Raw genomic sequence first — 22495 nt, 5'->3', positions numbered from 1 at the left:
TTCACTCATCCGGTAGGCCATAGGCTTCTCAACCCAACGGCGCAGCAGGGCAGCACATGGGCACCGCGAAATATTCGTCTTTCGCAGAGTGGAAGCTGCTAGCAACCTACCTTTCTCGAGAGCGAATAGAGCAATCGACCGCACTATTCATGCGGATATGCGGCGCGGGGCTCGGCTATATCATCATCGCGCTTGCGGCTCGCGCCACGACCACGAACGGCTTTAGCGATTTTATTCTGCTGATGTCGTCGGCAGCACTTTTTGGCGGCGTCGCAACCATCGGCCAAGAGTCGATTTTGTTGCGCGACTTGCCCCTCGTAGTCGCACAGGGAAATCACGGGTTTCGCCCGCTATTGAAACGGAGCTTGATCATTGCGGGCGCAGGGCTGCTGTTTTTCGCAGCTGTGGGGATGCTCTACGGCTACCACTCGCTTCGGTCTTCGGACTTTGAAATTCTTGGCCTACTCGGCGGCCTCGTTGTCATGAGCGGATTGAACGAGCTCAACTTCGCAATTCAGCGGGGATGCGGACACACGTTGCCCGCGGTGTTCGTAAAGGAAATCGCCTGGAAGCTGATCTTGGCGGCGGGACTGGTGGTCATCGTTTTCCGCAACACTCATCCCAGCGCCACGCTCTTGGGTTGGCTGCTTCTGACGGGGTATGTCGTCCCTATCGCAATATCGGCGCTGTTTGTGGCTCGTGCCTGGCACCGAACTCCGAAAGGCGATCCCGCCGCGCTATTGGATTATCCGAAGCCGAGCGGCCTTGCGTTCTTTGCGCTCAATTTCATCAGCCAAGCGGGAACGCAAATCGACATTCTGGTACTCGGCATAATGTCTTCCGTGTCAAGCGTCGAGCTGGGCGCCTACTACGCAGCCCAGAGGACAATTCAGATCCTGTACCTGCTGCCCTATGGAGCTGCGATCACCAGCGCGCCGCTCATTCCATTGGCATATAGCGAACGAAATCCCCGCGAGATCGTGAGGCTGTCGCGACAGATCTCTCGGGGCGTTGGCTCGATAGTCGTGTTCTTGTCGGTTGTCTTGTTGATTTTACGCACCGAGATCATGTCGATATTCCGCCCTGAATTCTCGGAATACGCGATCCTTCTTCCAGTACTTGCGCTCGGGCCCCTGGTATCCGCAATCGGAGGCTTGCATAGCCTCGTCGCTCCGATGTGCGGGATGGAGCGCGAATACTCACGCGCGCGCATCTGCATTATCGCCGCCGGAACAGCCGCCAAGATCGTTCTCGCAAGCCAAGGGCTTCTTCTCGGGATAGCTCTGTTCAACGCGTTCGAGGCGATCGTCACCGCCGCAGTCGGAGTGCTGATGGCCCGCCAGCGTCTCGGCGTTTGGATCGTCTAGCGGCGTTAAATCACGACACCGCACGGCGTAGAGACATCTCGACGCTTGGCAACGGCTGGAACCATGGCTAATCCAACGCAAGGCACGGTGCGATCCTGCGGTGGAAATCTCGCATTCGCACAGGCGGACAATTCGCATAGACCCCGAGGTACGATAGTCGATGAGGCGAATAGAGGATGCGTCCGGACGCGTCACCGGAATGTACGCCGCGGACCCTCCAAGCCTTCCTTTTGCCCTCTCGCACAAACAGCGGTTCCTGCTCGCGAGCTTCCATGAGCCTCAGCAAATGCTGAGTTGGTCACTCACAAGGCCGGGATTTCAAATTGCTCGGCAAGTGGCCTGGATCGAAATCCGTGATGCCGATTTACCTGCCGATCAGGATGCCGAGCAGATCATTGTCAGCCGCATCGCGAAAGCCGGGCTGGGCGAAGCAGTCTCGCTCATCACGTCGCGCGACGTAAGCAGGCATCACATGTCGCAAGCCGCGGTTGAGGACAACGTCGCGACGTGCGTCACCACCGTCGGGCTCTCGAATGGGGAGAGAATTGGCCAGCGGTTCGCCGCAGCACGGACGAGCGTAGGTACGATCAACACGATGGTGCATCTATCAAAGCCGCTTTCCGAAGCGGCATTGATCGAGGCGATCACGATCGTAGCTGAAGCACGAACGGCCGCTATTCTCGACGCTGGCGTGCGCCGATCCGGCGTGGCAATTACGGGAACCGGCACCGACTGCATCGTCGTGGCGGCACCCCTTGGCGGCTCCGAGCGGTTTGCAGGTATGCATACGGCCGTCGGCGAAGCTATCGGAGCGGCAGTTTACGAGGCAATGCGCGACGGCATAACCACATGGCTCCAGGATATGGAGGCCATGCAGCTCGCCGCCAGCGCAGAAGGCTAGGATTTAAGCTGTTGCCGGGACCGCATCTTCAGACCGGATCAACGAAATCGCGACCGCTGCACGATGCAGCAGAAGCAAACCCGCGAACGATGCGAGATTGATCATCAAGACGCGTTCCACAACCGCCGCAGAAAACGCCTCATCCGAAGATCCGACAACAAATCCTGCTCCGTAAAGCGTCGCCTCGTATGCCGCGAAGGCTGCGAGAAACGCGCCGGCGAGAACGAGTGGCGATGAGCCCGTAGCGATCGAGACGACGCGCGTTCCCAGGAACGCAACAATGCTTGCAACGCCGATTGCAGCGCCCCAAGCGAATGAGTCCGCGGTCATCGGATAGGCGAGAATTCCATAACCGACGACCTGATTCGCGAGCCAAGCCACCACGACCAGCGCGACGCCTTCACCGCTCTTCATTTTCGTCCCTGCGAGCGCGGCAACGGCCGCGAGCGGCGCAGCGCACGCAAAAGCCAAGCTGCCGCCGATGCTGAGCGCGGCGATCAACGCGATCCAAAGCACGGTCGCGGTGTTGTCATTGGTGATCGTCTTCAAGGTCATTCGATGTCTCCTGATTTGTTAAATATTAGCACAGAAGCAGGTCAAGGCGAGAGGGCGCGTAACGGCCCCCTCGCCCCAATTTTCAGTTCGTGAACCGAAGACCGGCATAAGCACCAATCCCCGTGCCTTCGAAGCCGTTCGGATTTTCGTAGTGTTTGTCGAAGACATTGTCGATCCGCCCGAAGAGGCTGATGCCATCTCGGAGCCTGTAATCGGCCGCCACGTTGACGAGTGTGAAGCCCGGCAGAGTGACATTGGCGTAGGTCGAGCGATCAATGTCGGCCGCCTCACCGATGTAGACCAGCGACGCGGTCAGCAAGAGCGGGTCATAGGGCGTCCAGCCGGCCGACAAGCTCGCCTTGTTGCGCGGACGGCGAAGGAGCTGCTTGTGCGTGTCTTCGTTGGTTGCTTCCGTATAGGTATAGTCCGCCCGTACGCGAAGGCTCTCAGTGATGTCAGCCGACGCAAAGACTTCGACGCCCGATGTCTTCGCCTTTCCGACATGCACATAGGTTGTGAAGTCATCACTCGAAGTAATTAGGTTCGTGATGTCGTTATAGAAGTACGTCGCACCGAATTGAGCCCGGCCTTTGAAGATGGACTGCTCGAACCCGGCATCCATACCGAGGCTTTCCTCGGGCGCAAGGTCGGGATTGCCGTGGGACCACGGTGAAACCATGAATCGTTGATAGAGCGTAGGCGCTTTGAATGCAGTCCCGACGCTGCCTTTCAGTTTTGTGCCCGTCGCTTCGATCAAGTAAGCTGGTGCGACGCGCCACGTCGTATGACCTCCGAAGTTTTCGTTGTCATCATAGCGCACGTTGCTGACGAGGAAGAAGTTCCGGAAGATTTCGGATTGCAGCTCCACGAAAGCAGCGCGGTTCCATTCTTCGGCGGACAACGGTCCATTCCCGTCCCTATTGTCGAGCTGTTCGTTTTGATGCTCGGCTCCCGTGACGATCGTATATCCAGGCGCCACGCGAAGAACGCTGCGCCAATCGTATTTCACCCGTTCACCGTCATTGGCGCTTCGGCCCCACGTGGGATCGTAGTTGTCCGTCTGCAGGTTGGCATAGTTGATGCCAAAGTAGTTGGTCAGGTTGCCGCCGAGCGCCCTCCACACGACCTCGCCACGCGTATAAAACCGATCGTAATCCGAGCGCGACAGACTCGAATTGGGGTGGCTCGGAAAGCCGGAGTCGTCACCGGTGAAATGTAACGTGGCATCCGTATAGCGGGCCGCGAAATTCACCGTGACGTCTTTTGTCAGGTCAACGCCGATCTTCGTCGAATACGTCCAGTTATCGTAACGGTTGCTGTGGCGCGCCTCGCCTGGCAACAGAAGATCGAACGGCGTAACCGGTGTATCGTCGGCCCGAAAATGCGAAACGTTGAATGAGTAGTTGTAGCGATCCGCTCCTCCGCTGATGCTCGTCGCCTGATTGAACGTGCCGAATGAGCCGCCTTCGATCATGCCGGTGGCCTTGGCCGGTCCTTTTCCCGCTTTGGTATTGATGACGATGACGCCGCCCAACGCATCCGCGCCGTAAAGGCCGCTCTGCGGGCCACGCAGAACTTCTATGCGCTCGATGTCCGTCGTCAGCATTTGACCGAAATCGAAAGAGCGATTGGGATTACTGGGATCGCTGACGTCGATGCCGTCGATCAAAACCTTCGTGTGATTTGAGTTTGTGCCGCGCATGAAGACAGACGTAACTCCGCCGGGACCGCCCGTTTGCACGACGTTGAGGCCCGGCACGCTTTTCAGCACGTCTGGCAGCGTGCGGCGCTGCTGCGCTTGGATTTCTTTTGATGTGATGACCGTAACCGAGCTTGCAATCTGCTCGACCGGCGAGGCGATGCCGGTCGGCGAAACAGCCACATCGGAATTATCGGCGTCACGTGCCGTACCTGCAGTCCCGCCGCCGGAATTCTGAGGTGTCGAGCTTTGTTGAGCGGCAGTCGGCGCCTTCCTCTTCGCCTGGGGATCCTCGGTTGATGTAACCGTGACTTCCGGGAGATCGGTAAGCGGCGCAGTAGATACCTGAGCGCTGGCTTCGATCGCGGAAAGTGATGAGATTGTAGAGAGTATGGCTGCACTCGCGGTGCGGCGCATGAAGACACGTTGCATGAAGATCCCCCGTCGCATGACGTAAGGGTGGATCGCTCCTCAAGGCGTACCGGCAAAGGCTCAGTGGATATACGCGCACGTCTTCGTTCACGGCTCCCCAGGGACTCGTGTTCAAACTGACGTTCGCGCGCAGAATTTTATCCGCTCAGCGCAGCGACCTGCATGACCTGACGTGGCTCCCCACCGGTTGACACATCAGCCGCCTCTACGGGTTTCCGCTCTTCCGCGCCCCACGCACGGGAGATGGGCAGCTTGTGATGGCAGGTCTCCTGACTTGCGGCTCAAGCGTCTTCTCCGACCTTCCCGAGGGCCTCCAGAATGAGGCCGTCAGTGGTATAACCGGAGCGGACTCGCCGCTTACAGTTGCGGGGGCAGTCTCGGCATTGACACCAAAGGTGTCGCACCGCGTTCCCATTTTCACCATCCGCGCGACTTGACGCGAATGGAACCGTCACATCGCCATAAGCACACAATGGACGATAACGAGTCAATGCCGAAAAACTGCCACACTCGGCAGAAAGCGGAGCGCCAGTGCGGGACGCTTCCGAGAAGAAAATGCGCCAGCAAATTCGAGGCGGATCATTTCTCGATTGATGCGATAGGAACCTGAACCGTGCAAACGACGCCGGACGGCTCAAAGGCGAGCTTCGCCCGTTCGTCGCGGAACAAACTTTGCTCGATCAAGCGTGAACCAAAACTTCGGCGCGTGGGAGCTCTCACAGTTGGGCCGCCCTGTTCCTTCCAAATCAGGCTCAACGATTGTTGGGCCGTATCGCCTTCCGCCACGATGGAAACCGTCCCCGTCGCGCTGGAAAGTGCGCCGTACTTCGTCGCGTTGGTGCACAATTCGTTCAGCATCAATGCAAGTGGTTGAACGGCCAAGGCCGTAACTTCGACATCGGGAATTCGAATTGTGAATCGCCCATGATCCTGAACATCAAACGGCTCGATCGCCGCTTTCACGATGGAAATTAAGGGTGTCGGTCCCCAGCTTGTTTCCAACAAAAGACGGTGCGCGCTGCTCAATGCCGTCAAACGATGCCGGATTGCGTCGCCGGCTTCTTTCAAGCTTTGAGCGCTGCTGATGCTTTGGGACGCAATCGCTTGGGTCACCGCCAGCGTGTTTTGAACGCGATGGTAGAGTTCTTCCATCAGCAGAGAATGTAATTTTGCCGCAACATCCTGTTCAGCAGAATGCAAGCCAGCCTCGATCAGCAAGCGCCGAAGGTCCGCATTCTCAAATTTCAGACGGAACTCTTCATCGGAAATTTTTGGGCCCCCCGTGCCACGCAAACCATGCTCGACCATCGACTTGCAAACCAGCCAGAAGACTACGGAACGCGATCCGATCTCTCAAATTAAGCCTGTACCGTATAGTAACATCGGAGCGGCCGCTACAGTCTTACTTAAGTGTGTTGAAGGCTAAGTGCTTGGTCGGACGCGGTGACCGGGCCTTAACAGACCTCGATCCAGCAGCTGCGGTCAGTGTCACGAGAAGCGGTCATGCACTTGCCACCACGCCAGCGACATTAAAGGAAGCGGTTAAGGAAGACGCTATTAGCCGCCGGAATCAATCTCGGAAAAGTTTACGACTTGCATCCCTTATTTGCGCGTCGAATTAGTGATCGCTACGCATGTAACCTGGGGAGCCATTGTCGGGAGAGAATAGAATATGCGGTTAGCAATTCGCATGTTGCAGCGGATAGCTATTTTCGGCCTCGGCGTTCTGAGCGTCTGGCTGATCGTGGACGTCTTCGAACTGGTGGACCGGCGGCTGCCTTGGATCCTCGCCGTAAGCGCCACTTACGTCATCGGCGCGTACCTCATTCTCCCACGCGCGGTTCGCATGGGCCTGAAAATTCTTCAGCGCCAGCACGTGCCGAGTTTCACGATCACGGGAGATGGCCTGCCAGGCGACCCCGTGAACTTGGCATTGGCCGGCACCGCGGCTCAGCTCCGTGCAGCGTTCGCGGCTGCAGGTTGGGTGGAAGCGGATCGGCTGGATATCGCCAGCTCGTGGCGAATGGCTCGCGCTTTCGTCCTCAACACGCCATACCCGACCGCGCCATTCAGCACGCTTTATCTTTTTGGGCGAGGCCAGGACATCGGATTTCAAAAAGCGATCGATAACAGCCCGCGCAAGCGGCACCATGTCCGCTTCTGGGCACAAAACCTCACGGATGCCGAGACGAACTGGAACTCAGCCGCCTTCTGGCTGAACGACGAGCGCCCGGCGGACGATGAGCACGCGCTCTGGGTGGGAGCCGGCACCAAGGATACCGGCCTATCTTTGACGCGCATGACGTTTCAGATGACGCACGCGACCGACTCCGACACCAACGCCGAACGCAATTTCATCGTCGAGGAATTGAGCAAGCGCGGCGTCATCGGAAAAGTGACCAACTATAAAACCGGCGACGAGCTGATCACGAAGCACGTGAACCACTACGTCACCGACGGCGATGTCGCGGTCGCCGAACTCGAAGCTCCGGCAAGTTGATTGGCTTTCAGGGCCGCCCTCAGTCGCCGTCTTCGCCCCCTGCCCCCCGACAAGTTGACGCCTATCCTGGCGAAATCGGAATTGAATCTGAGCCGCCGGGCGCCACTCGAACGAGATGCGGCGAGACGCGTGTGCGGAGAACAAAAAAGGGGACCGCGAATTAACGCGATCCCCCAGCCTCATTGACCGAGCCTCTAGTGAGGCCTGGATTAGAAGTGAACGTCGATACGGGCCGAACCGATGTGCGCCAAGTAATCTTCGCGAACGTTGGCGTCGTAGTTCAGTTCGAACGTCGATTCCGCACTGATCTGAGCGAGCATACCGACGCCGAGTCCTGCGGTGTCACGTCCGACCGCCGGTCCCCCGGCCGCAAAGGTGCCGCCGCCAGCCGCAAAGCTAGCCGTGACGTTCTGAGCGTCGTCGGCAAATTCATGCAGCCACAGAGCGCGGCCTTGAATGACGGTATCGTTCGCAATTGGAACGAGCGCTTTTAGACCGAGGCCTGACACTAGCGAGTCGTTATCCTGGCTGCCGACGTTGAGCGCCATGCCGCCATCGCTGCTCTCCGTATAGCCATTCTGGTGAAGCCGCGAATACGTCAGCGATGCGACGGGCGTAAGGATCGTGCTAGCGAAACGCATAGGAGCACCGATTTCGACCGAGGCGTTGAATTGACCGCCGTCATGGCTGCCCTCTGCCTTATCTGAGAACGGAATGGTCAGCACACGCGTGGTGTCGTAATCATTCCAAGTGAAGCCCGTGCGCGCCGACGCGTACCATCCGGCTCCCTTGACCGCACCGTAGGCTTGGATCAGGTAGCTGTCGATTTCCGTATGGTTCTGCGAAGTATCCCCGTCGCCGTTGATCCGGGTATTCGCGTAGCCGCCGGCAACACCGACGCGAACTCCTGGTGAGATCCAGTTGTCGTAGCCGGCAAGCGCGCCGTAGATGCGGGCATCATAGCCGTCGACTTGCTCGCGCCCGTTTTGATTGAGTCCGGCGCCAAACGCTTGGCCCCAGAGTGCTGCACTGCGCGGCGCAACGAAGTCATCATCGTCCTTGAGACCACCACCGAGGTTTGAACGGTTCGGGTCAGATGGCTGCTTCATGCCGAGCCCGGAAGGTCCGGATGCAAAGGACGGGGCTCCGCCGGTGGCTCCAACCGCGTTGAGGCGCATATCGATGTGCTGCCCAACCGCGCTGTTGAGCGCAATCGCTGCTTGCTGGGTTGCGAAGTTCGTTTCAGGTGCAAGCTGATTGCCGGCCTTCTTTACGTCGTCCTCCTCCTCGACGCCGAGAAGTGCGACGCCAAGCTCGCTATCGAACCCAAGGAGAGCGTTGATGGCGCTCGCCCCCGGTTTGGACATGCCCTCGATGTCGTTGGCATCGACCCGATCGGCGGTGATGACCAAGTTATTGGAGACGACGCTGGCGTCCCAATGCAGCAGGGCAGTCTCGGCGACCTCGGGCAGACCTGTGATTCCGGTCGTCGTGGTTGCGATCGTGAACTCCTCACCGGACCAAACAACGCGCTCGAGGTTCGCGACAACGGTCGCGTCGTCATCGGCATTCAGGTGTCCGGTGATGGCGAGAACGCCATTACCGCTGTTCGTGATCGTCGTCGCAAGCTTCGAGTCGTCGTCAAGCGTGACGTTACCGATGACATGAAGCGTCTTGTCGGCGACGTCGATCGTGCCCTTGTTCAGGACGTTGCCCTGAATTGTGCCGGTGCCCTTTAGCGTGCCGTCCTCACCGATATTGGTGATCGGCGTCTTGAGGATTCCTTCGACGTTCAGTGTACCGGCGTCGATGTTTGCAGCAGACAGGAACTCGAACGTCTTGCCGAAGGCGAAGGTCCAGTTCGGGCCGCCGGACGCCGCCGGTGCATCATCATCGTCGTCATCGTCACCGCCGCCTGCATCCTCACTGGCGGCAAGATTCAGGGTTGTGAACTTCGATACGTCGCCACGCAGCGTGCCGGTGCCCTCTAGATTGAGGATGTTGTTGCCGGCGCCCGTCGTGGCGGTGATGTTGCCGGTCGCGGTGTTTACTGAACCGTCGTCCTTGCGGCCGAAACCGTCGTCGACGAGAGTGACAGTGTTCTTCGCGCCTGCAACGTCCTTGATCAGGATGTTGCCGTCGAATTTACCGCTGTTCTCAATGCTGTTGTCGCTGGCAACGGTCTTATTGATCGTTTGCGAACCGTACACGCCATTGGTGATCGTGCTAGTCGCGTTCGTGATGGTGAGATTGCCGGTAAAGCTGCCGCTGTTCTCGAACTCGAACGTCTTGTCGCCGCGGATCGTGAAACCGGTGCCCTGACTGGTGTTGTTCGAGGGCCCCGGGTTATCGTCGTCCCCCGCAAGGACCGTAACGACGGAACCCGAAACGGTGCCGTAAGTCGTGTCTCTCTGATCGACGTCGATATTGCCGACGATTTTGCCTTCGTTCTCGAGTTCGTGCTCGCCGTTGCTGTACCAGAAGTTGCCGATAATGACGCCAGACGCCTTGTTCTCGATCTCGCTGTTGGCCTGGCCGGTATGGCTATTGATGAGCAATCTGCTGTCAACGGATCCGATGCCCGAAGTGCTCAATGCATACCAGCGCAGCGCATTGCCGTTGACGGAGAGAATATCGCCGTGGACGGTGCCGTAGTTCGTGAATTCAAGCTCGCGGATTCCACCACCGTTCGAAACCGAGGCGATTGCGTATCCCTTGCTGTAATCGGTTCCGCCCGCCGATGACACGTGCTCGATGGTGCCGTAGTTGGTGATGCTCTGCTCTTCGGCGCGAAGATAGAGGGCGCCGGTGTAGTCACCCTTGCCCTGAATAAGCCCGCCGGCGCGGTTATTGACGGTGATCGATTGCGCCTCTTCTTCCGAATATACGCCGGTGACAAGCGCGACGTTCTGCGCGCTGAACCCTGGCCAATTGGCCTCCGTTGCCGTCGGTGCCGCTGTCGCCGACACCGCAGCGAGCGTTAGCGCCGTCGTGCGTTCGGCAATGATCTTGCCTGAGTTTTCGATTGTGAGGCTCGTGACCTGACCGCCGGCTTCGACGGCGGTCGTCGTGCCGATGCCGTCGTGCGTGGCCTTGATCGTTCCGTTCGCGTTGTTCTGAATGAGATAGGTTCCGGCAACAGACGTGGTCACACCTTTGACCGTTCCGGTATTGGACCCCGATGTGATGGTCGGCGACGCACCTGTCTGGTTGGCAGTGATCTCAGCGCCCTTGATGCTGCTCGAAATCAAGCCGTTATTGATGATGACGTTATTGTACGCGACCCCGTTAACGGTGGTGGTGGCGCCGTAGTTGGAAACGATCGAATAACGCTGATCGCCGGTACCGTTGAGGTTACTCGGCACGACCCCCGCGACCGTCACCGTATTATTAACGGTGTCGACGGACTGGATCACATACGATTGGGCGGCTGTGAAATCATCGCCGTCGTAGGACCCCAAGATGATCGATTGATTGACCCACGCCGTGTTGACCGTCGGGCCAAGTTTTATCGTGGTCGTTGTGGCGCCGGGAGTCACGCTGTTGAACGTCGTCCCGTTGCCTGCGTTTATGGTTGATGCGCCCATCACGACGGCGGTGTGATTTCGTCCGGTGCCGCCGTTGATGATCCGGTCGTTTGTAACGGTGCCATTGTTGATGAGCTCACGTCCGTGCCCGTCGAATTGCAGCAGCACATTGCTGCCCGACGCCTTCGTCGTGGTGTCCACGTAGGTCGTATTATCGTCGACGGTCAAATTGGCGCTGCCAGGGGAGGCATTGTTGCAAAGCACGGTGATCGCGTTCGAATTCGGCGAAGCGACAGATCCGGCGCAAGCGGCAAGAGCCTGCTGCGACACACCCATGCTGAGCGCGGTCGCTAGGGAAGCAAGTATCAATTGCGCAGCAGGGCGCCTCAAAACATGGTTCGCTGAAGACATGACTTCCCCCTCCCGCCGGGCGACCCCGGATGGCCATTGTTGATTGATATTTTTTGAGTGGTTCCGGCTACGGCCCGTCAGGCCGTCACGGAGCTAGAACTTGCGACGTTTGCCTGCGTCGATACATACTAGGACCCACTGATGTACTTTTAACGCTCTGTTCATATCTGCCGGTCTGGGCGGCGAGATATAGGACTAATTCCCAGAAGTGAAATAACCCCGCGAATGTCTTTTAGCGTTGCCACTTTGTTACAGCGGACTAAAACCTTGCCCGTGCGCTAAAGCGTTGATCCCCGGCAGATGAGGCAAGCGGATGTCGGCTAATGGCTCCGAAAGGACATCCTCCGCGGCCGCCTGTGTTGAGGGATGATTTTTGGTCTTGAGCCGCCCTTGTAAGAGCCCAGGGCGAGTGCGTACATATTTTCAGTGCAGCGTCCGAGATGCGGTCATCCGATCGCTCGTGCTGTCCCGATGGTCTCGATGTTGAAATTCATCGCTGCGAGCTGCGCAGCAATCTTGACGATAGCCAGCGTACCGCCGGGTGTGGTCGCTCAAGACATGACCGGCCTCGACACGACTTCTCCCGCCTTTACGAAATCGGAGATGACGAGAGCGGATATCGAATCCGGCCTGACCAAGCTTTCCGGCTCCGAAGTTCTCGATCTCAGCGGCAAAAGTCTGAACGGCCTTGACCTCTCAGGCATGGACCTCAGGCGCACCAAGTTGCAGTCCGCGAGAATCAACAACGTCAATTTCAAAGGAGCCAACCTCGAAGGCGTCGTACTTGATCAAGCCTGGGCTCTGAAATCCAATCTGACAGGGGCCAAGCTTAAAGGATCGAGCCTTTTTGCAACGCAGTTCGGTGGGTCAAAACTTGACGGCGCCGATTTCACGAACGCCCATGTCGCGGCGGATTTCAGCAATGCCAGCGTTACGGATGCAAAGTTCGATGGAGCGGATCTGTCGGCCGACGAAAAAAACCAATCGATGGGACTTATGCGGGGTGCCTTCAAGAGCGCCAATCTTGATGGATCATCGTTCAAAGGCGCCAATATGGCTCGCGTCATGATGGAGTTTGCCTCACTCCGGGGAGTTGACCTGACAAACGCCAACTTGAGAAAAGCGGAGCTTGCCGCAAGTGATTTAACTGACGCAAATGTTCGGGGTGCAAATTTCGACGGCGCAGACGTCGACAGCGCTCGGATCGGCCACCTCATTAATGCCCATGAAGCTAAGAATTTCGACAAGTTGAAAAATGCCGATCGGAGCGTGCGCGACTGAACGCAGTCGATGAGCGCCCCTTCAACCGTACACGACCCTGATGATTGGCATGAGATGGGCGGATGCCATCCAGCGGATCAGTTCCCGACTGCGCAAAACTATGGCTTGGGTTGGTGCAACGACATTATATATGCTGCGACGTCGCCAAGCTCCTTCCGCGTAAGATGAGCGTTCGGCATTGATCCATGAGAATTAAGCAACCAATTCGATATGCGCTCGACTGATTGGTCATGAATGTTGGAAATCGCTACGAAGCTCGGCACATCCGCGTTCACAGCCGAGTTAGGCTGATCTCCGATCAAATGACAGTTCGTGCATAGCGCACGAGCAACGGCGCGCCCGTTTTCGGGATCTGGCTTCTTCGCTTGTATCGCGCCGGGTTGCTGCACGGGCTCGTTTTCGTTGGATTGACCATTGGCCAGAGACGTGAACGCACAAGCCGCGGCGGTAATCGCCAATAGACGGGCAGCAATAGGGGCTGGCTGTTTGATGGGCCTGACGCGCCAAGTGACGGTTTGATCGGACATAGGCACGTCGAGATCTCCACGGGTTTAAGTCAAATGAAGCCCTAGCGCGGCGCGGCTCATTAGCAATTGACGTGGCGCAATCGACAGATTGCCGATCCGAAATTCTTCGGCCAAGTTTTCAAGAATGCCGAATGAAACACATATTGTAAAATCCGGACCGTCGAATTCACCTCATCGCGTACATGCCCCGAACATTCTCCTCTGCGCGTTCCAACTTTTTGGTAAGCCACTGCAGCGGCCACTGAGCCGGAGGTAAGACGATGGCGATCATCGCCCCTGCGAAAGCCAAGCGAGCCAACGCTGCAATCATCATTGGCACACTCTCCATACTCGTCGCGACGGCGTCCGCAACGGCCCTCGGTGCGAAAGCGCCGGCAACGACGGAAGCATCTTTGGGGCAACTTTTGTTTGCCGGACATTGTGCCCAATGCCACGGCGCGGACGGGAAAGGGCACGGGCCGATTGCCGATGTGCTCAAGGTTGCGCCGTCCGACTTGACGACGATCAGCAAGCGCTCCGGCGGAAACTTCCCGGCCGAGCGCATTGTCGAAACCATTCGTTATGGGGGCGATGTCACCGCCCATGGTACGCGCGACATGCCGATCTGGGGCAAAGTATTTAGCGTCCAAGGCGGTGGCGGCAAACGCGGAGGCGCGTTCTCCCGGCAAGCCGTAATTCAGCTGAAAGACTACCTGGAATCCATTCAGCAGCGCTAAACTGGAAGCGGCCGCTGCCGCGCCGGATTTGGCGCATTCAAAAGGCTTATCTAACGCCTATAGGTAAACAACATTTTCGAGGTGGGAAGCGATGTCGCCGTTAGGTACCTTCGTCAGGTCCTTGTCGACCTCGGCGATCACCTTCGAGGCAACTTCCGTTGCCAAGCGCTTGCGGAGATAGCCAAGCATTGTAGGTGGCGCCACGATCACGAGCCTGTCAAAAGCGTTGATCTCCACGTACTGGCGCAGGTGATCGGCAAGCTGATCGGCGAACTGAACCTCCAGAGAATCGTGCGGGTCGCTTCTGGGTTCGATGGCGTGCCGCGTGTAGCCGACCGATTCATGAACCCGCCCTGGTTCTGCTCTTCCCAAAAGATGGCTCGGCGGAATATGCAGCCGGGTTTCCGTTCCCGCCACTTCATGAAGGCCATGCCCCTTGCCGAGGGCCTCAAGCATCCGCGCATGAGCGCCGTCTGCGATAAGGATCCAGGTACGTGTCGGCTTCATTTCCGCAAATTCCCTGAAGCTCAAAAATTTTCCGGACTCAACTGTCTAGTCCAAGCCCAGCAAACGGCAACGGATTGGCCGCGGCCCATTCGAGATAAGTTTTGCGTTCGATCGGAGCAATGGCCTCTCGCAAGACCGGCAGAAGTAAAACGTGTTCCGCCTCGATATGATCCCGCCTGCGTTCAGAAACATGCCGCAAAAGATACGCCAACGTATCGCTTGCCGCCCCGCAAGACACCGCGCCGCGAAACGTCTCCACCAGTTCATCATTGGCGAAACGGATTTCGCTGTGCTGACGATCAAATAGCGCCGCGCATCCCCATTGCCCCTCTCCCCGCCGGCGCTTGAGAAGCGGGCAAATCACTTCGTCTTGAAAGCGGACATGCCCTAGCCAAGCTGCGTTGAATATTTCAATGAGGCGTTGAGTGAGATTGTGGTCGGCTGTTTTCGGTAGTCCGTCCGCGAGCGCGAGCAGCCCACGGCAAACTTCGAGTTGTAGGGCATGGTCAGCAAGAAACCTTGCCCCAGGATGGTCCTCGTCGAAGTATGATGTTCCTGTTTGTTCGGCCAAGGGCTTAAAGGCTCCAGTTTCGGAGCCCATTTTGCGGCGACTGCGCCCTTCGGACCTTGATCGAGATCAGTTCTGAGCCGCCGCACGCCGAATATTTTGCGACGCTCTGATCCGGCGTCGTCAGCTGGATTGCCGATTGCCGAGGCAGTAAGGTGCAGATCAGCCAAGCAATAATTTCAAGGTCATCAATGCTCCAGGCGATTCTGGATTCCGCGGTTTCCGCCATCCTGGCGATCGACGACACCGGCCGTATCCAAAGCGTCAATCCGGCGACGGAAGTGATGTTTGGCTACCGCGCCGATGAAATGCTCAACCAAAATATCAAAATGCTGATGCCCGAGCCCTATCGCACGGAGCACGACGATTATATCGGCCGCCATGTCAAGACAGGAGAGAAGCGCATCATCGGCATCGGCCGCGAAGTCAAAGGCCAACGGAAGAACGGCAGCATCTTCCCGATCCATTTGGCCGTCAGCGAATTCATGGTCGACGGCCGGCGCTTCTTCTCCGGCATCATCAACGATCTCAGCGACCGCGCCAAGCTGCAGGATGAGGTGGATCGTCAGTCACGTCTGTTCGAGACGGTTTTCGAGCACGTTCCCGAAGCTCTCGTCATCTCGTCCCCCGACGGAAAGATCCTTCTCTTCAACCCCGCTGCAACGAAAATATTCGGGTACGACGAGGCCGAAGCGACCGGTATGGAATGGGCCAGTTTGTTTGGAGATCCCGAAAGGCTTCCCCAGATCGAATTCGATATTTCTCGATCGATTGAGCGAGCGCCGGATCTCAATCTCTCCGTGCTGTTACGCCGTAAAGACGGCAGCACTTTTCCGGCGGAAGGGATATTTACTCAGGTCGCCGATCAACATGCGAGACCGAGTGTCCGGGTGAGCGTCTTCCGGGACGTCACGGAAACGCTCAAAAACAAAGAGGCGGCCGTCAAATCGCAACGTCTTGAAGCCATCGGACAGCTCACCGGCGGCATCGCTCACGACTTCAACAATCTGCTCACGATCATCTCGGGCAACCTCGAGCTTCTCGAAGAGCAGCCTTTGAGCGAGCAAGATCGTGAACTTCTTGATCGGGCAGCACGAGCGGCGGATTCTGGTGCGCGGCTCACAAAGCGCCTCTTAACCTTCGCACGCCGGCGCCATCTCGCACCCGCGGTCATCAACTTGAACGACCAAGTGCGCACCATGACGGAACTGCTCCGTCGCACGCTCGGCGACATGATCGAGCTCCGCACCCAATTCGCGTCGCCGCTATGGCTCGTCCGCGCCGACGCCGGGGAAGTCGAAGCGGCCGTCTTGAACCTCGCCATCAACGCACGCGATGCGATGCCGGAAGGTGGCACCTTGGCCGTCCGGACAGATAATGTCGTCCTCCAGGAAGGAGAGATCGGCATCGAGGATTCTCTCAGAGCCGGAGACTATGTGCGCATTTCCGTTTCCGACAACGGTATTGGCATGAGCAAGGATGTTTTGAGCCGCGTGTTCGAACCCTTTTTCACGACCAAGTCGATAGGACGCGGCACAGGCCTTGGCCTCAGCACGATCTATGGTTTCATCAAGCAGTCGAACGGCAATATCACGATCAACAGCGAGCCGGGCGCCGGCACGACCGTAAATATGTATTTGCCCCGTTGCGACGAAGAGGCCGCGCAGCACGACGAAACGTTATCTCTCGCAACGGAACCACATGCGAACGGCGAATGCATCCTGGTCGTCGAGGACAACCGCGACGTTCGCCAGTTGACCGTAAACCGCCTCAAGCGACTCGGTTATGATACGGTCGAGTGTGCGAGCGGCGTCGAGGCGAAGGCCGCACTTGAAAGCGGACAACAGGTCAGCGCAGTATTCACCGATATCATTATGCCGGGCGGAATGACCGGTATTGAACTCGCGACCTGGATCTCGGCCCGACTGCCGGATCTCCCGGTCATTTTAACGACAGGCTTCGCCGATGAAGCAGCCGGCAAGGGCGAAGCCGACACCTTCTGGCCAATTCTGCGCAAGCCATATACGCAGAAACAGCTCGCCAGCATGTTGCGCGCAACGATCGATAAGAAGGCCGCCCGCCAAGCATCGCTGCGTGACTGACAGCCTAAGCGGTCCGGCGAACGTCGCTCGCGAACATATACCCGACCCCGCGGATCGATTTGATGTGCTCGGCATCCGTCTCGTCGTCGATTTTTCGGCGCAACCGGCTGACGAGCGCGTCGATCGAGCGATCGAGTGGCGAGTAATCGTGCCCCTTGAGGAGATCCATAATTTCGTCTCGCGACAGCACCCGGTGCGCGTGCCGCACGAAGAGCTCGAGCAAATTGAATTCAGCTGTCGTCAGCTCGCGACGCTCGTTCAATTGCCCCTTGAGTTCACGGCTTGTTATGTCGAGCGTCCAACTGCCGAAACGGAAGACTTCATGCGCGGATGCCGGTCGGGCGGCCGGCGCACTGCCGCCCTCCCTCCGTCTCAACACCGCGCGCACGCGCGCCAGAACCTCACGCGGACTGAACGGCTTCGCAATGTAATCGTCGGCGCCGACCTCCAGCCCGACGATGCGATCGACCGTATCGCCCTTGCCTGAAAGCATCACGATCGGCACGTCGCAGGACGCCCGGATTTCTCGCGCGAGGCTTAGACCATCATCGCGGCCGAGCGTCAGATCCAACGTTATGAGGCTGATGGTGCCGCGCTCCAGCGCAGCACGAGCGTTCAGGGCGTCAGGCGCTTCAATGACGTCGTAACCTTCCCGCTCGAAGCACGTCTTGAGCAAGCTTCGGATCTCGGGATCATCATCGACAACGAGTATTTCGGTCACAACGCGGGTTTCCAAACGTCAGTCGGTTACAAACTATTACAATTGATTACACTGAGCGCAAATGCCCGGCACGTTAATCCTGTCATATGCCCTCAACGGGACGACGGGTAGAAGGATACACGGGACATGTTTAGCGCGCCACAAACCGAGCAGACCACGAGCTTCAAAACCGCTCGGAGATCGCCTAACCGCCAGCCCGTTGAAGGTCTCGACGGCTTCCATTCAGGGACCGTGCGGCGCATCGAGGCGAAAGAGCATGTCTTTTGCGAGGGAGACCCGCGGACGCACGTCTATCGTATCGAAGACGGTGTGATTGCTCTGTCAAAGGTCCTGAGCGACGGCCGCCGCCAGATTATCGACTTTGCCTATCCCGGCGATTACATCGGCCTCGGAATGTTCGGCGACCACGTTTTCGACGCGCAAGCCACCTGCGCTTGCAAGGTCAAGTGTCTGCCGACATCGCAGCTCGAACATGATGCGGCGCGCGATCCGGCCCTCGCCTTTCGGCTCTATAACGCCGTTTCAGCAGAACTCTCGGCCGCGCGCCGGCTGCTCGTCAGTGTCGGTCAGGGCACCGCAATGGAACGAATTGCTTCGTTTCTTATCGAATTGAAGGGCCGCGGCGGCCACGCAGAAGAAGATCTTATTAACCTGCCGATGCGTCGCTCCGATATTGCCGATCTGCTCGGCTTGACGATCGAGACGGTCAGCCGCACGCTGACGAAACTTAGGATGATGCGCGTCATCGAGATTCAAAATGGAAATGACGTTCGCATTCTTGATGCCAATCGTCTTGAAGAGATCGCCGGCTGATGGAAGATAAGCTGCTGCTTCTGCCTGGCTACAGCCGAAATATTGCGAGCTGGAGTTTTCACTATGCCATACCGGACGATGCTGCTGCACTTGAACGACGAAAAGCGCGTCCCACACCTTATAAGGACGGCCGCCACTTTAGCGCGTAATGGCGGAGCGCATATCATCGGCCTTTACGTGATGCCGTCGGCTACTCCCCCGCCTGATCTCGTGGGCCCATTTGCAGTGACGTGGATGGAAGATCAGCTTGCCAGCTATCGTGAACAGGAACGGCGTATCAAGCTAGTTTTTGATGCCAAGATCAAACAAGCGGACAACATCACGCACGAATGGCGAACAGACGATTCAAGCTTCGATGCTAATGTTGCCGATGCCGTCATTGATCATGCACGCACAGCCGATTTAGTCATCGTTAGTCAGGGAGGACAAAATCCCTGGATTGACGACGTCCCGGAACGCGTCGCGCTCGAAAGCGGCCGGCCCACTCTCGTCGTTCCGCAGGAAGGTGAGTTTGAGCAAATAGGCAAAGACGTCACCATCGCCTGGAAGCCGACCAAAGAAGCCGCACGCGCTGCATTCGATGCATTGCCGATTCTGACAAACGCTCAGCGCGTTCGCATTTTGACGGTGACGGAGAACGGCGACACCCCATCCGACGGAAGCAACCGAACATCAAGCGATGAACTCGCTTCCTCGCTGTTGCGCCACGGCGTTCATGCTGAGACCGAAACGGTTGCTCAGGATGATCTGTCCGTTGCCAATCGGCTTCTGGTGCATACGCGGCGCACGTATCAAGATCTCATTGTCATGGGTATCTACGGGCATTCAAGATTTCGAGAGTTCATTTTGGGCGGCGTCTCGCGAGATGTCCTGCAACATACAAAGGTGCCGGTGTTACTTGCCCATTAGCGCACCTCTAGCGAATGCGACGCGACTTGTTCGGGATCACCGCGCTTCTCATTTTGATGGGTAAAATCATGACGAGCAGAGTCTCAACCGGGACAAAATCGCATTACGTGCTTGCCATGACCCTGGCGCTCTTCACACCGGCAAAGGCACACGCGGGGGAGCCCGGCAACGCCGACATCGGGCGCATATTCGCGTTGGATCATTGCTCAGAATGCCACGCCGTCAAGGAAAATGAGGTGCTATCGCCGAATGCCGGCGCACCCAGTTTCACAAGCGTGGCAAATACATCGGGAATGACGGGCCTCGCGCTTTCGGCATGGCTGGATACCGCTCATCCGACAATGCCGAACTTCATCCTTTCGAAGCAAAACCGCGATGACGTGATCGCCTACATTATCAGCTTGAAACGCCAAGCATCTCAGTGATGGCTTATGCGCATCGCCCCGCTTGTCGCGCACATCAATCGAAGCGTGCACCGGCCTCATTGAAGTAGCAGACGTCTTCAAGCGGAAAGCAAACGTCGATCGCCTGCCCTGGCTCCAAGTTGTTGTCCCGCCACTCGGTCAAGGCGACGATCCTGCTGCCCGCCGTCTCGAGGTCGACCATCATCGATGCGCCCAGCGGCTGGAGCGATAGAATTTTCGCCGTGAACGCGAAGCCGCTAGCTGATCTGGAGCCGAGGCGCACGTTCTCTGGCCTGCATCCGATCAAGGCGGCGCGTCCGGCAGATCGAAGAACGTGTTCTCTGCGGCCGGAAAAATCCTGCCCAATGATAGGCTGTCCAATTTCCGCTGCCGGCACGAGGTTCATGCCGGGGCTTCCGACGAAGCCAGCGACGAACGTATTCGCCGGCTTCTTGTAGACCTCCTTCGCCGTCCCGATCTGCTGAATGACCCCTTCGTGCATGACGACGATGCGCTGCGCCATCGTCATCGCCTCCACCTGATCGTGGGTCACATAGACGATTGTCTTACGGACGTCCGCATGAAACCGGATCAGCTCCGAGCGCACGCCTTCACGCATGTTCGCGTCGAGATTTGATAGGGGCTCGTCGAATAGAAAAATGCGGGGCTCACGGATGATTGCGCGGCCCAGCGCCACGCGTTGGCGCTGCCCGCCTGACAATTGCTTCGGCTTCCGCTGAAGCAACGCCGTGAGTCCGAGCAAGGCCGCGACCTTCTTGACCTTGGCGTCGATGACGCCGGAAGCCTCACCGCGGACCTTGAGCGGGAATCCCAAATTGTGCGCGACGCTGAGATGGGGATAGAGCGCATAGCTCTGGAACACCATCGCAACGTCGCGTTCGCTGGCGCGCGTGTGCGTCACGTCCTGTCCGGAAATGACGATTTCACCGCTCGTTACCTCCTCGAGTCCGGCAATGATCCGCATCAGAGTTGTCTTGCCGCAACCCGACGGTCCGAGCAGCACAGTGAATTCGCCGCTTCGAATGGTAAGATCGAGTTCAGGCAGGACGACCAAATCGCCGAAGCGTTTGGTGACCTTACGGAGGACAATGTCGGTCATGGAGGTATCTTGATACATGCGCTATCCGATTTTCTGGGCGCTCACTTCTGATACTTGAGCTGCTTCAGCAAATCATCGAGGCTACTGTGCGCGGCGTTCATCGCCTCTTCCGAATTCTTTTTACCGACCCATGCCGCAGAGATCTGATCATAGACAGTCCGTTGCATCTCGACATATTCCGCGAGATCGGCCGTCAGAGGCAGAAGAACCTCGGCAGTCTTGATAGGCGCCAGGAACGGATAGCGCGCGAGCCACTTCGCATTGTCGTAGACTTGCGTGCGGTAGGCTCCGGGCGCACCGTTTTCCAGCATGATCTCTTGACCTTCGTCGCTCGTGACGAAACTGATGAACTGGTAAGCGAGATCCGGTTCCTGAGCCTTGGCACTGATGGCAATCTGGAATCCGCCGAGGTAGTCGCGGCGCGGGCCATCGAGCGTCTCGCGCGGAGGCAACGCATAACCCACCTTGCCAATAACCTTGCTGGTGGCTGGAGTTTCGATGTCTGAGAAGAAGGAGTACCAATTGATGTGCATGGCCGCTTGGCCCTGCGCAAAGGCATTGATGGCCTCGGCGTAACCCATCGCAGCAGCACCCGGCGCCGTGTAAGGCTTGATCTCGAGCCAACGGTCGAGTGCCTTTTTGCCATTACCCTCGTGCGCGACCGTCGACTTGAAATCTTTGTCCCACACGAACTGGTTGGCGTTCGGCGGCATTTTCAGTCCAGCCAAACGGACCGTCCATTCCGAATAGGCGCCGTCTTGCTCGGCTGGCATGGTCGCGACGCCGTAAACTTCAGACTCTGGCGCGTTGAGCTTGGCGGCATAGTCCCGGAATTGGTCCCATGTTTTCGGAGGCTCGGTGAGGCCCGCTTTTTCAAGCAGATCTTTTCGGTAACCAAGCACCTCGATGAAGAAATCGACCGGCGCCGCGTAGTGTTTGCCGTCGAAGACGTTGTAGCTGTCGACAATGCCCGGGAAAAACCCCTTCCAATCGATTTTCGTCGAGGCCTTCGCCTCGAGCGGCTCGAAAGGCTGCACCCAATTGTTTTTCACGAAGATCGGTAGCCAGATGCAGTCCAGCACCATGATGTCGTATTCGTCGGAGCCGGCAGTGCCGAGCAACACTTCTTTGTTATAGGCATCGGCGTATGGCAGCTGATCGATCTTCACTTCAATTCCGGTGCGCTGCTTGAACACGTCGGCAGCCGCCTTCATCGCCGATCCGTACGCTTCGCCCGTCGCAATAACGCGGATCTCTTTCGCCTCGGCAGAACTCAGGGGCGAAAACGCGAGAACGCCCGCCAGTGCCGTCGCAGCCAGTCCGATGCCCCGATTCCACATCATGATCTTTCCGTCCTCCGTTGCCGAAATCTCCGCCCCGAGACGAGAGACTAATGGCAATCAATCACAAAACGCAATAGAATGATTGTTAGTGA

The 22495-nt window shown here is 57.8% G+C and carries 18 protein-coding genes and 1 riboswitch; of the genes, 9 read left to right on the top strand and 9 right to left on the bottom strand.

Going from position 1 to position 22495, the window contains the following annotated elements:
* Positions 1–56 precede the first annotated feature (56 nt).
* Positions 57–1367: a lipopolysaccharide biosynthesis protein gene (locus AACL53_RS06610; protein WP_339083699.1), complete on the top strand. Its 1311-nt coding sequence runs from the start codon at positions 57–59 to the stop codon at positions 1365–1367.
* Between the two features lie 160 nt (positions 1368–1527).
* Complete coding sequence (locus tag AACL53_RS06605; RefSeq protein WP_339083698.1) at positions 1528–2268, top strand: adenosylcobinamide amidohydrolase; 741 nt, start codon at positions 1528–1530, stop codon at positions 2266–2268.
* A gap of 3 nt (positions 2269–2271) precedes the next feature.
* Here the strand turns inward: AACL53_RS06605 and AACL53_RS06600 are convergent, their stop codons facing one another.
* The 3 genes from AACL53_RS06600 to AACL53_RS06590 form a co-directional block, all read right to left on the bottom strand.
* Positions 2272–2823: a hypothetical protein gene (locus tag AACL53_RS06600; protein ID WP_339083697.1), complete on the bottom strand. Its 552-nt coding sequence runs from the start codon at positions 2821–2823 to the stop codon at positions 2272–2274.
* An 82-nt stretch (positions 2824–2905) separates the two neighbouring features.
* The gene (locus AACL53_RS06595; RefSeq protein ID WP_339083696.1) at positions 2906–4954 is read right to left on the bottom strand and encodes a TonB-dependent siderophore receptor; all 2049 of its coding nucleotides are present in this window, start codon (positions 4952–4954) and stop codon (positions 2906–2908) included.
* Positions 4955–5195: 241 nt separating this feature from the next.
* Positions 5196–5422, bottom strand: a riboswitch (cobalamin riboswitch).
* A gap of 111 nt (positions 5423–5533) precedes the next feature.
* Positions 5534–6262 carry an HWE histidine kinase domain-containing protein gene (locus AACL53_RS06590; protein WP_339083695.1) on the bottom strand — a complete coding sequence of 243 codons (729 nt, stop codon included), beginning with the start codon at positions 6260–6262 and terminating at the stop codon, positions 5534–5536.
* Between the two features lie 364 nt (positions 6263–6626).
* Here AACL53_RS06590 and AACL53_RS06585 point away from each other — a divergent pair, with 364 nt between their 5' ends.
* Entirely contained in the window at positions 6627–7454 is an 828-nt protein-coding gene (locus AACL53_RS06585; RefSeq protein WP_339083694.1) for an LssY C-terminal domain-containing protein, read from the top strand.
* A gap of 209 nt (positions 7455–7663) precedes the next feature.
* Here AACL53_RS06585 and AACL53_RS06580 read toward each other — a convergent pair whose 3' ends face one another.
* Positions 7664–11392 carry an autotransporter outer membrane beta-barrel domain-containing protein gene (locus AACL53_RS06580; protein WP_339083693.1) on the bottom strand — a complete coding sequence of 1243 codons (3729 nt, stop codon included), beginning with the start codon at positions 11390–11392 and terminating at the stop codon, positions 7664–7666.
* 480 nt (positions 11393–11872) lie between these two features.
* On the opposite strand from AACL53_RS06580, the gene AACL53_RS06575 reads away from it, so the two are divergent.
* Positions 11873–12673, top strand: coding sequence for a pentapeptide repeat-containing protein (locus AACL53_RS06575; RefSeq protein ID WP_339083692.1), 801 nt, complete (start codon positions 11873–11875; stop codon positions 12671–12673).
* A 787-nt stretch (positions 12674–13460) separates the two neighbouring features.
* Positions 13461–13916, top strand: coding sequence for a c-type cytochrome (locus tag AACL53_RS06570; protein WP_339083691.1), 456 nt, complete (start codon positions 13461–13463; stop codon positions 13914–13916).
* A gap of 57 nt (positions 13917–13973) precedes the next feature.
* On the opposite strand, the gene AACL53_RS06565 is transcribed toward AACL53_RS06570, so the two are convergent.
* Positions 13974–14423 carry a host attachment protein gene (locus AACL53_RS06565; protein ID WP_339083690.1) on the bottom strand — a complete coding sequence of 150 codons (450 nt, stop codon included), beginning with the start codon at positions 14421–14423 and terminating at the stop codon, positions 13974–13976.
* A 37-nt stretch (positions 14424–14460) separates the two neighbouring features.
* Positions 14461–14994 carry a hypothetical protein gene (locus tag AACL53_RS06560; protein WP_339083689.1) on the bottom strand — a complete coding sequence of 178 codons (534 nt, stop codon included), beginning with the start codon at positions 14992–14994 and terminating at the stop codon, positions 14461–14463.
* A gap of 188 nt (positions 14995–15182) precedes the next feature.
* Between AACL53_RS06560 and AACL53_RS06555 the strand changes: the two genes are divergently transcribed.
* Positions 15183–17093, top strand: coding sequence for a PAS domain-containing sensor histidine kinase (locus AACL53_RS06555; protein ID WP_339083688.1), 1911 nt, complete (start codon positions 15183–15185; stop codon positions 17091–17093).
* Between the two features lie 4 nt (positions 17094–17097).
* Here the strand turns inward: AACL53_RS06555 and AACL53_RS06550 are convergent, their stop codons facing one another.
* Positions 17098–17814, bottom strand: a complete 717-nt coding sequence (locus AACL53_RS06550) for a response regulator (RefSeq protein ID WP_339083687.1) — start codon at positions 17812–17814, stop codon at positions 17098–17100.
* Positions 17815–17940: 126 nt separating this feature from the next.
* Here AACL53_RS06550 and AACL53_RS06545 point away from each other — a divergent pair, with 126 nt between their 5' ends.
* From AACL53_RS06545 to AACL53_RS06535, 3 genes are all read left to right on the top strand, one after another.
* Positions 17941–18627: a Crp/Fnr family transcriptional regulator gene (locus AACL53_RS06545; protein WP_339083686.1), complete on the top strand. Its 687-nt coding sequence runs from the start codon at positions 17941–17943 to the stop codon at positions 18625–18627.
* 90 nt (positions 18628–18717) lie between these two features.
* On the top strand, positions 18718–19536 hold the full coding sequence (locus tag AACL53_RS06540) for a universal stress protein (RefSeq protein ID WP_339083685.1): 819 nt from the start codon (positions 18718–18720) through the stop codon (positions 19534–19536).
* A 68-nt stretch (positions 19537–19604) separates the two neighbouring features.
* Positions 19605–19961 (top strand): cytochrome c, encoded by a 357-nt coding sequence (locus AACL53_RS06535; protein ID WP_339083683.1) that lies wholly within the window; start codon positions 19605–19607, stop codon positions 19959–19961.
* 34 nt (positions 19962–19995) lie between these two features.
* On the opposite strand, the gene AACL53_RS06530 is transcribed toward AACL53_RS06535, so the two are convergent.
* Positions 19996–21060 (bottom strand): ABC transporter ATP-binding protein, encoded by a 1065-nt coding sequence (locus tag AACL53_RS06530; protein WP_339083682.1) that lies wholly within the window; start codon positions 21058–21060, stop codon positions 19996–19998.
* A 41-nt stretch (positions 21061–21101) separates the two neighbouring features.
* Positions 21102–22403 (bottom strand): ABC transporter substrate-binding protein, encoded by a 1302-nt coding sequence (locus tag AACL53_RS06525; protein WP_339083681.1) that lies wholly within the window; start codon positions 22401–22403, stop codon positions 21102–21104.
* Positions 22404–22495: the final 92 nt, after the last annotated feature.

Origin of the sequence: Hyphomicrobium sp. ghe19 (genome assembly GCF_902712875.1) — a bacterium.
Lineage (GTDB): Bacteria > Pseudomonadota > Alphaproteobacteria > Rhizobiales > Hyphomicrobiaceae > Hyphomicrobium_B.
This window is presented reverse-complemented; position numbering and strand designations above follow the sequence as displayed.

Excerpts from the sequence above, each read along its gene's own strand:
- AACL53_RS06605 (WP_339083698.1), top strand. The coding sequence starts at position 1,528 with ATGAGGCGAATAGAGGATGCGTCCGGACGCGTCACCGGAATGTACGCC.
- AACL53_RS06530 (WP_339083682.1), bottom strand. The coding sequence starts at position 21,060 with ATGACCGACATTGTCCTCCGTAAGGTCACCAAACGCTTCGGCGATTTG.
- AACL53_RS06595 (WP_339083696.1), bottom strand. The coding sequence starts at position 4,954 with ATGCAACGTGTCTTCATGCGCCGCACCGCGAGTGCAGCCATACTCTCT.
- AACL53_RS06600 (WP_339083697.1), bottom strand. The coding sequence starts at position 2,823 with ATGACCTTGAAGACGATCACCAATGACAACACCGCGACCGTGCTTTGG.
- AACL53_RS06535 (WP_339083683.1), top strand. The coding sequence starts at position 19,605 with ATGACGAGCAGAGTCTCAACCGGGACAAAATCGCATTACGTGCTTGCC.
- AACL53_RS06565 (WP_339083690.1), bottom strand. The coding sequence starts at position 14,423 with ATGAAGCCGACACGTACCTGGATCCTTATCGCAGACGGCGCTCATGCG.
- AACL53_RS06590 (WP_339083695.1), bottom strand. The coding sequence starts at position 6,262 with ATGGTCGAGCATGGTTTGCGTGGCACGGGGGGCCCAAAAATTTCCGAT.
- AACL53_RS06525 (WP_339083681.1), bottom strand. The coding sequence starts at position 22,403 with ATGATGTGGAATCGGGGCATCGGACTGGCTGCGACGGCACTGGCGGGC.
- AACL53_RS06555 (WP_339083688.1), top strand. The coding sequence starts at position 15,183 with ATGCTCCAGGCGATTCTGGATTCCGCGGTTTCCGCCATCCTGGCGATC.
- AACL53_RS06580 (WP_339083693.1), bottom strand. The coding sequence starts at position 11,392 with ATGTCTTCAGCGAACCATGTTTTGAGGCGCCCTGCTGCGCAATTGATA.
- AACL53_RS06575 (WP_339083692.1), top strand. The coding sequence starts at position 11,873 with ATGTTGAAATTCATCGCTGCGAGCTGCGCAGCAATCTTGACGATAGCC.
- AACL53_RS06570 (WP_339083691.1), top strand. The coding sequence starts at position 13,461 with ATGGCGATCATCGCCCCTGCGAAAGCCAAGCGAGCCAACGCTGCAATC.
- AACL53_RS06545 (WP_339083686.1), top strand. The coding sequence starts at position 17,941 with ATGTTTAGCGCGCCACAAACCGAGCAGACCACGAGCTTCAAAACCGCT.
- AACL53_RS06610 (WP_339083699.1), top strand. The coding sequence starts at position 57 with ATGGGCACCGCGAAATATTCGTCTTTCGCAGAGTGGAAGCTGCTAGCA.
- AACL53_RS06585 (WP_339083694.1), top strand. The coding sequence starts at position 6,627 with ATGCGGTTAGCAATTCGCATGTTGCAGCGGATAGCTATTTTCGGCCTC.